This is a genomic window from Pseudomonas sp. PA-4-8C (genome assembly GCF_021606625.1).
Classification (GTDB): Bacteria; Pseudomonadota; Gammaproteobacteria; order Pseudomonadales; family Pseudomonadaceae; genus Aquipseudomonas; species Aquipseudomonas lactis.
Genome location: NZ_WKCD01000143.1, coordinates 1 through 13,348, shown reverse-complemented (window position 1 = coordinate 13,348; position 13,348 = coordinate 1). Strand labels below are relative to the sequence as shown.

General features: G+C 61.1%; 11 protein-coding genes. 2 read left to right on the top strand and 9 right to left on the bottom strand.

What is annotated here, in order from left to right; translation table 11 throughout:
- Positions 1-84 precede the first annotated feature (84 nt).
- Together GIW04_RS19345 and GIW04_RS19340 are read right to left on the bottom strand one after the other, a co-directional pair.
- Positions 85-378, bottom strand: a complete 294-nt coding sequence (locus tag GIW04_RS19345; protein WP_094775416.1) for a fructose-bisphosphate aldolase — start codon at positions 376-378, stop codon at positions 85-87.
- A gap of 286 nt (positions 379-664) precedes the next feature.
- The gene (locus GIW04_RS19340; protein WP_057709831.1) at positions 665-2,080 is read right to left on the bottom strand and encodes a purine-cytosine permease family protein; all 1,416 of its coding nucleotides are present in this window, start codon (positions 2,078-2,080) and stop codon (positions 665-667) included.
- Positions 2,081-2,330: 250 nt separating this feature from the next.
- Here GIW04_RS19340 and GIW04_RS19335 point away from each other — a divergent pair, with 250 nt between their 5' ends.
- Entirely contained in the window at positions 2,331-3,242 is a 912-nt protein-coding gene (locus GIW04_RS19335; RefSeq protein WP_003190675.1) for a LysR substrate-binding domain-containing protein, read from the top strand.
- A gap of 123 nt (positions 3,243-3,365) precedes the next feature.
- Here the strand turns inward: GIW04_RS19335 and argE are convergent, their stop codons facing one another.
- The 4 genes from argE to GIW04_RS19315 are packed head-to-tail and all read right to left on the bottom strand — an operon-like array spanning position 3,366 to position 6,962.
- The gene (gene argE / locus GIW04_RS19330; RefSeq protein WP_120248282.1) at positions 3,366-4,511 is read right to left on the bottom strand and encodes an acetylornithine deacetylase; all 1,146 of its coding nucleotides are present in this window, start codon (positions 4,509-4,511) and stop codon (positions 3,366-3,368) included.
- Positions 4,508-5,185 carry a DUF1028 domain-containing protein gene (locus GIW04_RS19325; protein ID WP_120248281.1) on the bottom strand — a complete coding sequence of 226 codons (678 nt, stop codon included), beginning with the start codon at positions 5,183-5,185 and terminating at the stop codon, positions 4,508-4,510. The genes argE and GIW04_RS19325 overlap by 4 nt, the downstream gene beginning before the upstream one ends.
- Before the next feature lie 11 nt (positions 5,186-5,196).
- Entirely contained in the window at positions 5,197-5,607 is a 411-nt protein-coding gene (locus GIW04_RS19320; RefSeq protein WP_003190680.1) for a RidA family protein, read from the bottom strand.
- A 23-nt stretch (positions 5,608-5,630) separates the two neighbouring features.
- Positions 5,631-6,962, bottom strand: a complete 1,332-nt coding sequence (locus tag GIW04_RS19315; protein ID WP_183043779.1) for a flavin-containing monooxygenase — start codon at positions 6,960-6,962, stop codon at positions 5,631-5,633.
- Between the two features lie 265 nt (positions 6,963-7,227).
- Here GIW04_RS19315 and GIW04_RS19310 point away from each other — a divergent pair, with 265 nt between their 5' ends.
- Positions 7,228-7,815: a LysE family translocator gene (locus GIW04_RS19310; RefSeq protein ID WP_003190682.1), complete on the top strand. Its 588-nt coding sequence runs from the start codon at positions 7,228-7,230 to the stop codon at positions 7,813-7,815.
- Here GIW04_RS19310 and GIW04_RS19305 read toward each other — a convergent pair.
- The 3 genes from GIW04_RS19305 to GIW04_RS19295 form a co-directional block, all read right to left on the bottom strand.
- Positions 7,757-8,632 carry an AraC family transcriptional regulator gene (locus GIW04_RS19305; RefSeq protein WP_003190684.1) on the bottom strand — a complete coding sequence of 292 codons (876 nt, stop codon included), beginning with the start codon at positions 8,630-8,632 and terminating at the stop codon, positions 7,757-7,759. The genes GIW04_RS19310 and GIW04_RS19305 overlap by 59 nt on opposite strands.
- 66 nt (positions 8,633-8,698) lie before the next feature.
- Positions 8,699-12,175 (bottom strand): hypothetical protein, encoded by a 3,477-nt coding sequence (locus tag GIW04_RS19300; RefSeq protein WP_120248280.1) that lies wholly within the window; start codon positions 12,173-12,175, stop codon positions 8,699-8,701.
- Between the two features lie 124 nt (positions 12,176-12,299).
- Positions 12,300-13,348, bottom strand: a 1,049-nt coding sequence (locus tag GIW04_RS19295; protein WP_236479135.1) for an ATP-binding cassette domain-containing protein, incomplete at its 5' end; no start/stop codon positions are given.

Sequence of the window (13,348 nt, the reverse complement as noted above, 5' to 3'; positions counted from 1 at the left end):
AAGCCCGCCCTTACAGAAGGCGATGCGGGTAGGTTTGAGCTCCGCAAAACCCAGAAACCCCGCCGAGGCGGGTTTTCTCACAACTTACTGCACAGCAGGCGAATCAAGGCCGCGCTTTTCAATCACCGTAAACACATCCGCCACATCCTGGACCATGATCCGGGCGGTATTGGCGACGGTGTTGATATCGTGCTCGGCATAGTCCGATACGTTGGAGCAGGCCATCAAGTGCAGGTAGGCGAGTGCGGCGTTGAGGCGTTCGCTGGCGCAGGCGTGCAACTCGTTGAGCGGTGCGTCGCTGTCGATCAGCAGTACCGGATAGTCGGTTGCGGTTTGGGACATGGGGGTGAAGCGGCGGGGCGGGTGTTGATCAGTCATAGTAGTGGTCCTTAAAAAAGAAAAAACACCACCGTTTTGCTGCGAAACAAATGGGTGGCAGCTGTGCGCGGGTTCGCAGACCGGGGGACCACTACCAGCACCCGGCAGACCAGAAGGTCTCCCACGCACAACCGCCATAAAACGAGAGGCAGCTGAAAATCTGCTGCGTCATGTTTGACGGTACTAGTAGTGATTTTGTAGGGCTGCGAAACCCCATCGCCGACCAATGCCAGCGACGGAGCGAACTATAAAGTGACCACCGCACAGGCGCAACCGACAGGATGTATCAAACCCCACCCACCAACTTCCCACTGTCCATCCGGCGCTTATACGCACTGTCCCGGCTCGCCAGCCAGAAGTACAACGGCGACGTCACCGCCAGCCCCACCACCCACGATAAGTCCGCGCCGTTGATGTGCTGCGAAATCGGCCCCACATACAGCGGCGTGTTCATGAACGGAATCTGCACCGCAATCCCCACCGCATACGCCAGCAACGCCTGTGGGTTGTACTTGCCGTAGATGCCGCCATCCACGCGGAAGATCGAGGCGATGTCGTACTTGCCTTTATGGATCGCATAGAAGTCGATGAGGTTGATCGCCGTCCAGGGCACCAGCACCACGAGCAGCACCAGCACCATGTCGACGAAGTGACCGATGAAGTCTTGGGAGGCAAACACCGCCGCAATCGAGCAGGCGGCCAGCACGATGATGGAGATCACTGCACGGCTTTTCGCAGTGGGGATCCAGCTGTAGGCGAAGGTCTGTACCAGGGTGATGATCGACAGCACCGCGCCGTACAGGTTGAGGGCGTTATGGCTGATCACGCTGAGCAAAAACAGCACCAGCATCAACGGGCCGATGGCGCCGGTGGCCAGTTTGACCGCGTCCATGGTGTCCATGCCCACCGGCGTGGCGAGCACCGCCACCGCGCCGAAGATGAAGGCCAGGCTCGACCCCAGCGCCGAGCCCAGGTAGGTAGTCCAGAAGGTGGCGGCCACCGGCACGTCGGCGGGCAGGTAGCGAGAGTAGTCCGACACGTAGGGCGCAAATGCGATTTGCCACAGCGCAGCCAGGGAAACGGTGGCCAGCCAACCGGAGATGTTGAAGCTGCCACGGGTTAGAAAATCGGTGGTCTGCACATGGGTGAAGATGTAGCCAAAGCCCAGCACAATGCCGGCGCCCAGCACCCAGGTGCCGATGCGGTTGAGTACGTGGATGAAGCGGTAGCCGATGATGCCGATAATCCCGGAACCGATGGCGCCGATAACGATGCCCACCGGCACAGGCACGGCGTCCACCACGCCATGCAGGGATTTACCGGCCAGCACGATGTTGGAGGCGAAGAAACCGATGTACATCACCCCGGCAATCACCACCACCAGCAACGCGCCGAGGGAGCCGAACTGCGCGCGGCTCTGGATCATCTGCGGAATGCCCATCTGCGGGCCCTGGGCCGAGTGCAATGCCATCAACACACCGCCGACCAAATGGCCGACAAGGATGGCGACAATGCCCCACACCAGGTTGAGTTGGAACAGTTGTACACCCAGGGCGCCAGTGACGATCGGCAACGGCGCGATGTTGCCGCCGAACCACAGGGTGAACAGATCTCTTACCTTTCCATGGCGATCTTGCGGGGGCACGTATCCAATCGTGTGTTTTTCGATGAGCGGGGCGCTGGATGTTGCAGTGGTAACCATGACGAGCTCCAAGGCAAGGTGAGTACGTGGGCGTACTTCGCTGTGCGGCGCATGGGCGCCGCTTTGTTGTTGGAGTGATCATCTGCAATGGGCGCAGGCAGGTAAATTAGTAAGTTTGTTGCTATAGACCTTAAAAAAAGTATCTCGTGAGATTTTTTGCTCCGGTATGTTGCATGCACGTCAATGGCTTGAAAAACCGGTGTTTCTGCGCACTTGTTTGGGGCAAAACACCACGTTTAGGGAGGTGCCGATGGCAGCCTATAACCTGCGTCAGCTCAGATATTTTGTGACCACGGCCGAATGCGGCAGCGTTGCCGAGGCGTCGCGCAAGCTGTATATCGCCCAGCCGTCGGTGTCCACGGCGATCAAGCAACTGGAAGATAGCTTTGGCGTGCAGCTGTTTATCCGCCATCACGCCCAGGGCGTTTCCCTCACGCCCAGCGGCGCGCGCTTTTATCGCAAGGCGTTGGAGTTGTTGCGGGTGGCCCATGAGTTCGAGCAGAACGCCCTGGCCGATAACGATGTGGTGGCCGGGCAGATCGACATTGGCTGTTTTGAAACTGTGGCACCGTTGTACCTGCCACGCTTGATCGCCGGCTTCAAGGCGCGCTGGCCGGGTGTGGAGATCCGCATCCGCGATGGCGAGCAGCAGGAACTGGTGCAGGCACTGACGGCGGGCAGTATCGACGTGGCGATGCTGTTTGAGCACGACCTGGGCGGCACCATCGAGACCACGCCGCTGATGCCGCCGCAACAGCCCTATGCGCTGCTGCCGGCCGATCACCGCTTTGCCCAGCAGGCCAAGGTGTCCCTGGCCGACCTGGTGCTGGAGCCGATGATTTTGCTGGACGTGTTGCCCAGCCGTACCTACTTCGTGAGCATCTTCGAAGAGCGCGGGCTGACGCCGAATATCGTGTTCAGCTCGCCCTCCATCGAAATGGTGCGGGGCATGGTGGGGCGTGGGTTCGGGTTCTCGATCCTGGTGACCAAACCGTTCAGTGAGTACACCTATGATGGGCAGAAAGTGGTGTGCATCCCCTTGGCGGAAACGGTCACGGGGTCGGGGTTGTCGGCCGTCTGGCTACGCCGCGCACCTTTGACCAAACCGGTGCAGTTGTTTGTCGACTACTGCCGCGAAGAGCTTGCACGTTTGCTCGGCTGAATAGGGTAGGAGCGAGCTTGCTCGCGAAAAACTCATGGACGCCGCGTTTATCCAGGATGCACGCGTTATCGTTGACGTTTTTCGCGAGCAAGCTCGCTCCTACAGAGGGTGATGACCGAGTCTTCAGGTTGTGATAAAGCCTAACAACCGCTGCAACATGGCATCGCAGCCATCAAGCTGCTCCAGGCTCACAAACTCATCGGGCTTATGCCCTTGGTCCATGCTGCCTGGCCCGCACACCACGGTGGGAATTCCCGCCGCATCGAACAGCCCGCCCTCGGTACCAAACGCCACGGTGCCGAAGTTCCGCGAGCCGCAAAACGCCGCAATCAACTGCGCCGCCTGGCTGCGCTCATCCGTGACCAGCCCTGGGTAGGCTGACAACTCGGTGAACCGAATCGAACTCTGTGTGCTGACCGCCTGCATGCGCGGCAACACCCGCTGCAGCGCGTAGGCCTGCAACTCTTCAGCCACTTCGCCCGGGTCCATGGAGGGCAGGGCGCGCACTTCAAAGTCAAAGCGGCAGTCGGCCGGCACGATATTCAAAGCCTTGCCGCCGTTGATCATGCCGGTCTGTACCGTGCTGAACGGCGGGTCAAAACGTGGGTCCTGCCGTGCGCGTAACCGCTGGCCAATGCGCCCCAGTTCACCGATCAATTCGGCGGCGTGTTCTATCGCATTCACACCCGAGGGCGCATAGGCCGAGTGGCACGCCTGGCCCTGCACATCGCAGCGCATCGCCAACTTGCCCTTGTGGCCCAGCACCGGTTTGAGTTCGGTCGGCTCGCCAATGATGCACAGCATCGGCTTGACCGGACGTTGTTCCAGAACCGCGAGCAGCGAGCGCACGCCCAGGCAGCCGACTTCTTCATCGTAGGACAGGGCGATATGCACCGGCAGGCGCAACGGCGCTTTGACCAACGCCGGCACCAACGCCAGCACGCAGGCGATATACCCCTTCATGTCGGCGGTGCCGCGTCCGAACAGCTTGCCATCACGCTCGGTCAGTGTGAACGGCGGCAGGGTCCACGGTTGCCCGTCCACCGGCACCACGTCGGTATGCCCCGACAGTACGATACCTGGCAGTTCCACCGGGCCGATGCTGGCAAACAGGTTAGCCTTGCTGCGTTGCGCGTTGTAGACCAGCTCGCTGGCCACGCCAAACCCGGCCAGGTAATCGCGCACATACTCGATCAATTGCAGGTTGGACTCGCGGCTGGTGGTGTCGAAGCCCACCAGGGTTTCCAGCAGTTCGCGGCTGCGGCTCATCGGTCGTCTCCGGCCACGCCGTAGCCGGGGGAGCGGTCGGGGGCGAGGGCGCGATCGATATAGTCCTGCACCTGTGGGCGGTAGGCGTCCCAGAGTTTTTGCAATTCGCCAATCGGCGCATCGTCGGCCCAATCCACGCGCAAGTTGATGATCGGCCACGTCAACTCGCCCACCACCACCAGCGCGGCGGAGTGCACCGGGCCGGCTTCGCCACCGGCGGCGATGGCGGCATGCATCGCGGCCAGTAGACGGTCTGCGAGCTGGCCTTCGCCCTGTTCGAAAGCCGTGACCATCGCGGTGATCACTTCAGGGGCGGCGAGCATATTGCCCGCCGCCACGCATTGCTCGCCCGAAACCGCGTGATGGGTACCCAGGGTCTGGCTGCCGCTGAAATGCACGCTGCGGCCCAGATGGTCAATTGCCGTGAGTTGCCGGTACTGGCTGTAGCCGTTGCGGGTGAGCGCTTTGTCGACGGCGGCGGCGGGAGCCAGGCCCTGTTCCAGCCCGTCGAGGACGTCCGGGCCGAGGGCCGGCAAGGTGATGTTCTGGGTCGACACGGCGCCCACACCAGGCCGCAGCCACGGGCAGCGGGCGCCCACGGCGATGCTCGATGAGCTGATGGCAATGCCCAGTTGGCCGGTCTCTGCACAACGGCCGACGATGGAAAAGGTCATGGCTAGCCTCCTTACTCTGGAATAACCGCGATCACATCAATTTCCATCAGCCACTGCGGCTGGCCCAGGGCCGAGACCACCAGCCCGGTGGAAATCGGGAACACGCCCTTGAGCCACTTGCCGACTTCCTGGTACACCGGCTCGCGGTAGCGTGGGTCGATCAAATAGGTGGTGGTCTTGACGATATGGCTGAGGTCGCTGCCGGCTTCTTCCAGCAGTTGCTTGACGTTCTTCATCGCCTGCTCGGCCTGGGCCCGTGGGTCGCCGAGGCCGATCAGGTTGCCGTCGAAATCAGTGCCCACCTGGCCGCGTACGTACACGGTGTTGCCGGCGCGCACGGCCTGGCATAGGTCGTTGTCCAGGCTCTGGTTGGGATAGGTTGCTTTGGTGTTGAACATGCGAATGCGAGTGTGGGTAGGCATCAAAAAAACTCCTGGGAAAATGATCAGGCGCTGACAGGGGACTGGCGGGCAACCGGGGCGGCTTCGCGGTACTCAAGGTACTGACGCTGGATGGTGATATGGTCGGCCACGTATTTGGCGTCGTGCCACACGCCCCAGATAAACGACGAGCCACGCCGCGATTGCCACGGCAAACCGAGGAAGTAGATGCCCGCTTCGCTGGAGACACCGCGCTGGTGTTGCGGCTTGCCGGCGGCGTCGAAGGCGTCTACCTGCAACCAGCTGTAGTCAACGGCAAATCCGGTGGCCCAGATGATCGAGGTGATGCCGGCTTGCGCCAGGTCCAGCTCCAGGATCGGCTGCTTGATGCATTCAGCGTCAGGGAACACGCGACGTGCCTCGGGCTCCAGGGGCAGGTCGAGGCCGTTGCGCTCGATATAGGCGTCGGCCGCGTCCAGCAGGGTCAGGTAGTTCTCATCACCGCGCGCCAGGTTTTCCACCAGGTTGGGTTGGAACGTTGCCACCGTGCCGTTGAAAGCGTGGGTCAGGCCGACCAGGGTCATGCCTTGCTGGGCCAGCTCGCGAAAGTCGATGGTCTTGCCGCCGTGGGCGCCGCTCACGGCAATGGTGACGTGCTCGCGGCCGGGTTTCATCGCCGCCTGGTCCCACTCGCCCAATACGCCCAGCCACCAGCAGAAATCGCGGTTGCGATAGGCGCGAGGCGGGCGGTCATGGGCGCCAACCGACAGGTACACCTGGCGGCCGGAGCGCTGCAATTCGTCCGCAATTTGCACCCCGGACGAGCCAGCGCCCACCACCAATACAGCGCCCGCGGGCAGTTGCCCAGGGTTGCGATAGTCGGCGGAGTGGATCTGGTGCAGCACGGTGTTTTTGGGCGCTATGCCAGGAATCACCGGCTTCTGAAATGGCCCGGTGGCGGCCACCACGCGGTTGGCTTCGATCACGCCTTCGCTGGTGTGCACGGTAAAGCCGGGGCGGCCGATGTTGCGGACCACTGAGGTGACGTCCACGCCGGTGCGGATCGGCGCATTGAATTTACGGGCATAGGCTTCGAAGTAATCAGCGACGCGCTCTTTGGGCGCGAAGCCATCGGCGGGGACGTCATCGAATTCCAGGCCGGGGAAGCGGTCATGCCAGGCTGGGCCGTTGGCGACCAGCGAGTCCCAACGCCCGGTGCGCCAGCGCTCGGCGATCCGGCTGCGCTCCAACACCAGGTGCGGCACGCCTTGCTTGCTCAAATGCTCGCTCATGGCCACGCCAGCTTGACCTGCGCCAACCACCAGCGTGTCTATTTTTGTTATTGCTACAGTCATGTCTCTATCCTTGCGTAATGCAGTTGGATTCAGCTTGGGCATGACGTCAAGTTAGGGGGCAGGGAGTTATTAATAAAATATTATTAAGTTGGGAAGTGAGCATAAATATCGGATGCAGAAGAGAAGAAGGCCAGCCAACTGTGGAGCTGGCTTGCCTGCGATGGCGGCCTCAAAGCCGACACCTATCTACCTGATATCCACGATCCTCGCTCGTTCTGAAAGACTAAGGGGCATTTTCTTCAATACCTCTCGTCTTTGTGCGCGTTACCGTGATCTCAACATCGTTGGCATCACACAAGGAATTGTAATGAGCTTGATTCTCTCCATGGCCGCTTTTGCCCTGGCCACGTCCATCACTCCCGGGCCTGTCAATGTGGTCGCGTTAAGTGCCGGCGCGCGTTTCGGTTTTGTCGCCAGCCAGAAACATGTGTTGGGCGCTGCCGTAGGTTTCACCTTGTTGTTGGTACTGATCGGCCTGGGGCTGCATGAAGTGCTGGTGCGTTGGCCGATCCTGATCCAATTGATCCGCTGGGGCGGGGTCGCGTTCTTGTTGTATATGGCGTGGAAGCTGGCGGTGGACGATGGCCGCCTGGACGCTGACGGTGCCCACACCGCGCCGTCGATGCTGTATGGCGCGATCATGCAGTGGCTCAACCCGAAAGCCTGGCTGGCGTGTGTGGCAGGCATGGGGTTGTTTGTGGCTGACGGCGATGCGGCGCAGGTGTGGTTGTTTGCCGCGCTTTACCTGGTGATCTGCTACCTCTCGGTGGCGTGCTGGGCGTATGCGGGGACGTTTTTGCGCCGCTATTTGAACAACCCGAAGGGTGTGCGCCTGTTCAACCGCTCAATGGCCGCGTTGCTGGCGGCCAGTGTGGGTTATTTGCTGATGGCTTGAGGTTCTCGCGGTACTGCCCCGGCGTGGCCGCGAAATGTTGTTTGAAGGTGCGCTGGAAGTGCGCCTGGTCGGCAAAGCCCGCGGCCAGGGCGACGTCGGCAATCAGCGCGCCATTGCGCAGTTGGCTGCGGGCGAACTGGATGCGCCGGTTGACCATGAAAGCGTGGGGCGTCAAGCCATAATACCGCTTGAACGCGCGGATCAGGTAAGACGGCGACAGGTCGGCGGCCTGGCAGATGTCTTCGAGTTTCAAGGCCTGTGTGCAGTAGGCACGAATGTAGTCGGCGGCGCGTTCCAGCTTATGGTTGACCTCGCGTACCGGCGTCAGCGAAGGGTTCAGGCGCTGTTGCACGTCGGTGAAGTAACTCACCAGCGTGCTCTGCTTTTGCAGCAGTTCGGCCTGATCATCCACTAGCGTGCGGTACAGTTCGAGCAAACCGTGGTACAGCGCAGTGTCGCGGGTATGGGGCGTGTCGAATGGCCGGTAGCCCTGGTCGGTACTGAACCCCAGTTGGTATTGCAGGTCGGTCAGCCAGGGTGTGTCGAGGTACAGCATGTAATAGGACCAGGGCTGGTCATGGATGGGGTTGCAGGCATGCACATCTCCGGGGTTCATCAGCACCACGGTGCCGGCGCTGATTTCGAAGGTGCGCGCGCCGTAGTGGTAATAGCTGCAGCCGGTGGTGATCGCACCGATGGAAAAGTGCTCGTGGGCATGCCGGGTATACGTGACCTTGCGCCCGTCGGCAATGGTGCGCGCCTCGATGAACGGCAGGCGTTCGTCGCGCCAGAAAAACGGTGCTGTAACGGCGGTCATGGACGGGCGCTCCCGGAAGGTAATCGAATGAGCAGGCCAGCAGCGTTATATAAAAAACGCGATTGTTCAAGCCTCCTGAGGTTCGAGCGCCAGGTCGCGCAGATAGTCGGCCCAGGGGTCACTGCCGTTGGCAGCTGCCTGCAGGCTAATCGGCAACTTGGCTTGCTGGCTCAAAGCCAAGCTGTCGTGCAACAAGTGCTGTTCGACAATAATCTTCGTCAGGGCGTAGCTGCGTGGTGAGTCCAAGGTGCGGGGGACGCGTCGGCCCAGGCTGTCTGGCGCGGGAATGCTGTCTGCGCTGGGCAGCTTATGGTCGAGCATGTTGAGCACCAGGCTGGTATCAACAGCCGTCAGAGCGACCTTGGCCGGCGGCGTTCCGTGTGCATATGCCTGCCAGTCGAAGCGCATCCAGGCTTGGTGAGTGGCAGTGTCGACGGCTCGCATGACCTGGGTGTAGTTCAGCTCGCGTCTTGGGCGAATCAGCATCTGCCTGGGGAAGCATTCATAGAAGTACCGCTCAGTGAAATATGCGACATACACCAGCACAGCCAATCGACCCACCTCGGTAGAGTCGCGCGGCCCCCGTCGACTCACGCTGAAAAACTGCACATTGCCGTATTCCATGGCTTCACGCCGCGGTAAGGTCAGGTGCGACAGCCAATAACGAATGGATTCCCCGTAAGCGGCCTTCAACTGCTGCAGCTTCTTGTCAAAGGCGGTGGAAAATACGCTGTTGATCTGCCCCAGCAGATGAAAGTGCTTGGCCATTTCCCGGTATTTGATCGCCGGGTTCGAGGAGTGCCAGCGATTTGAGGCGGCGTCCAGGCTGCCAGCCATGTGCAAGTCGACGAACGAATACTTGGGGCCGGTATGTACATCCTCGAAACGACCCTCTTCTGAAAACGGCGAGTTTTCCGGCAGCCACATCAACAGCGGTGTTTCGAGCAGGGGGTTGCCGGGGTAGACCTTGCGCAGATCCTGCAGGGCGGTCTGGCGCAAAGTGACGATGGGCTGGGCAAATGTTCGCAGGGTTGACGCCAGGCGTGCACGTTGAAAATTGAGCGCTTGGCGTGCGGTGTTCAACGCCAGGGAACCGGTACGTGCCTGGGTGCCCAGTACGCCATTGGCCTCGGCCCAGTCCAGGACGGGGCCGGCTGCTTCGTGACTCTCCAGGAAGTTTTTCCACGTCCCCTCGGGGGGTAGGTAGGCCAGGCTCATGATCTGCTGATAGCTCAACTGACGAGACGACCCTTGCACGACCTTTTCCATGTAGCTTACGTACTGGCGGAACAGCACCCAGGCCTGGGAGCTCTGGCAAGGGGTGGATTCGGGAATGTCGCGAACCAGCAAGTGTGGGCTTTTTCCGCAGAGCAGCAGGTGGGTGGCCAAGGCTGCGACCGGTGCGTTGAGCCCGTGCAGGCTGGCTTCGATCTGGTGGCGGGTGAAAGATGCGGATTCGCCCCAGTGGTAATCATCCTGCCAGTCGATGGAGTTGATACGGGTGGGATGCACGTGCGGCTCGGGATCAAGGCTCAAAATCAACGCGGCCAGGATCAGTGCGTTGCGACTGCCGCTCTCGGTGCTTTCACCGGCATGCCCGCCGTGCCAGTGCAGGGCGTTTGACAGGCGTTCACCCAGTTGTTGCGCCAAGGAGGACGCCAGCACGCGCATCAGGAGAAAGTCTGCTTCTGCGTGCACGTCGGCGACGGACTTGCCGGCCAGGTCGACCCCGCCAAGCACTTCAAACAGCAGACCGTCCTTGTCCGTCATGAATGCGTCGCTGATGGTCAAGACTTGTTGGCGTTCCGACGTCGACAGCTGCCACGCCGTCGCCTGCCAGCCGGTCGACGGTTTGAGAGCACGCCACCAGGCACGATCGCTGACTGACAGGGGCTGGATGACTTCCAGGCGCTGTAACGTGACGAGCGCTTCTTCCAATGTGCGGGGCAAACTGAAGTGGTAAAGCTTCAACGCCTGGGCGAGGGTCACCGTGTTGTCGGTGCGCAGATAGCCACCGGTCTTGGCTGCCAAATCCTGAAGTTGGCGTAACAGCGTCGCCAGCCTGGGTTGTTCCAGTACGGCATCGGTCAGTGATACCCATTTGCCGTCCAGGTCGCAGGCGCTAAGGCTGCCGGTGGCGCTCAGTATCATGTGGCTGGAGGGATCGATGCGCTCGCTAACGCGCAGGGCCAGGAAGGCTGAGTCGTCGGTCAGGACAGTTAATTGCCCGTAGGCTTTTTTCACGGTGGCCTCGAGGGCATCCGGATCGGCGCTGATCAACCTGTCAAGGCCGTCGGGACTTAGCATCGCGCCATCGTCGATGGCCTTCGCCAGTGCAGTGTGCAACGTATGACGGTCGTTCAACACGCCGACATAGTGTTGATAACGGTACAGCTCGGCAAAGGAGCGCCTGGCGTTGAGTACCACCGGTACTGCCGGTTTGGGCACTTGGCGCAAGCGCCCGACAAGGGCGTTGATGGCCGAGACGCTCCAGGGGCGCTCGATGGCGTAGGCCTGCAATGCCGCAGCCACGCTGAGGCTATGATTGAGATAAAGATCCAGCCCCAACTGTTTGCTCAACGACACCAGCGTGTCCCAGCGGGCATCGTGATTGGCCGGGTCAAGGAAGCTCCACTCTTGCTCATTGTCAATGTGGGGCACCGCCAGTTGCTGGAGCTGGAAGTTGAAGTAAACGCCGGTTGTTGCTTGCGTGTTCGTGCCCAGATCGTTTTCATCCATGATCGCCTGCAGCAGGCTCGCTGCTTGTTTCAAGGTCCTGGCCAGTCGCGAATCGGACGTCAGTTGCAGGCGCGTGCGATAAATGTCCAGAGGCGAATAGGCCTCGCTGTCCAGGGTAATCAGAGCCAGAGCATCGGCCAGTTGCTGGCTGTCCTGGGACTGCTCGGTCAACTCAGCGTAGATCATTGACTTGCTGCGCCCATTATCGTCAAAGCCTGGAAAACGGCCCAGGGTCCTGAGTTCTTCGACAATTGTCTGGGCCTGTAGGTGATTGGCGGGCATCGGCAAGCCATGGAAGGCCAGTACCAGGTTCAACGGCCAGGTCAGGGTGATTGCCTGCGGCTGCGGGTCGATCAGCGGCAAACCCAGCCCCATCGGGTCGATTAGTTGGCTGATAAAAATAATCGGGTTGGCGTGGGCCCACCAGCCGGACGCGTCGGCCATCTTGAAGGTTTTGGGTTGGTTGCCCACGGTGGCGCTCAGGGTGCTGTTCTGGACCCGCAGGCTCTTGGGGGTAATGCCCTGAGCGTCGGCCCAGGCCCTGAACCCCTTGGCGTTGATGGATTTGCCGAAGGCTGCGCTCCATTGACCCAGCAATGACCCGGGGGCAATCGGTATGGGGTGTATGGGGGCTGCCAGGGCCTGGCTCGCGGGGGCGCAAAGCAGGCTGGTCAGTTGCTCGATCAGATTGCGGTCACCCTCCGTAAGCAAGGCCTGGCGCTCACTTACAAAGGTGCTCGTAGGTTTGAGCGTGACCGGCAGGGCGGTATCCCAGGTCAGGGCGAGGGCGTGAAAGTCTTCCATGAGTACGGTTCCGGTTTTGAGGGTAAAGCCGGATGTTGACAGTGGCGGTCGGCACCTTCGAAGCAGGGGTTTCCTGCAAGGCCGTGGCTTGTATCAGCCAGCACCGCGAGGGGCTGGCCTTTTGTCAGGCAGGTACGAGAAAGGCTGCCTTGAGCAACTGCCGGGTATACGCGTGCTGCGGGTCAGCAAAAATAGCCTGGGCATCGCCTTGCTCCACCACTTGGCCTTGCTTGACCACCATCAATTGGTGACTCAGCGCCTTGACCACCGCCAGGTCATGGCTGATAAACAGGTAGGTCAGGTTGTACTTGGCCTGCAAGCCGCGCAGCAACTCAACCACCTGGCGTTGTACCGTGCGGTCCAGGGCCGAGGTGGGTTCGTCCAGCAGGATCAGGCGTGGCTTGAGCACCAGCGCTCGGGCGATGGCGATGCGTTGGCGCTGGCCGCCGGAGAATTCATGGGGGTAGCGATGCCGGGATTCGGGGTCCAGGCCCACTTCCTTGAGCGCCGCGATAATCGCCGCTTCCTGTTCGGCGGGCGTGCCCATCTTGTGGATGCGCAAGCCCTCGCCGACGATTTCGCTGACGCACATGCGCGGGCTCAAACTGCCGAACGGGTCCTGGAACACCACCTGCATTTCCCGGCGCAACGGGCGCACCTGCTGTTGGCTGAGGCGGTCCAGTTGCTGGCCTTCGAAGCGAATTCCGCCCTGGCTGCCGATCAGGCGCAAAATCGCCAGGCCCAGGGTGGATTTGCCCGAGCCACTTTCACCGACGATGCCCAGGGTTTGCCCCTGGGGCAGGCTGAAGTTGATGCCGTCCACGGCCTTGACGTAATCCACGGTGTTGCGCAAAAAGCCTTTCTTGATCGGAAACCAGACTTTCAGGTCGTCCACCTCCAGCAGCGGTGGGCCGACCTCATTACTGGCCGGACCGCCACTGGGCTCCGCCGCGAGCAGTTCCTGGGTGTAGGGATGCTGGGGCGACTGGAACAGCGTCTCGCAATCGGCCTGCTCCACGATGCAACCTTGCTGCATCACGCAAACGCGGTGGGCGATACGCCGTACCAGGTTGAGGTCGTGGCTGATCAGCAACAGCGCCATGCCCAGCCGCGCCTGCAACTCTTTGAGCAATTCCAGAATCTTCAACTGCACGGTGACGTCGAGGGCGGTGG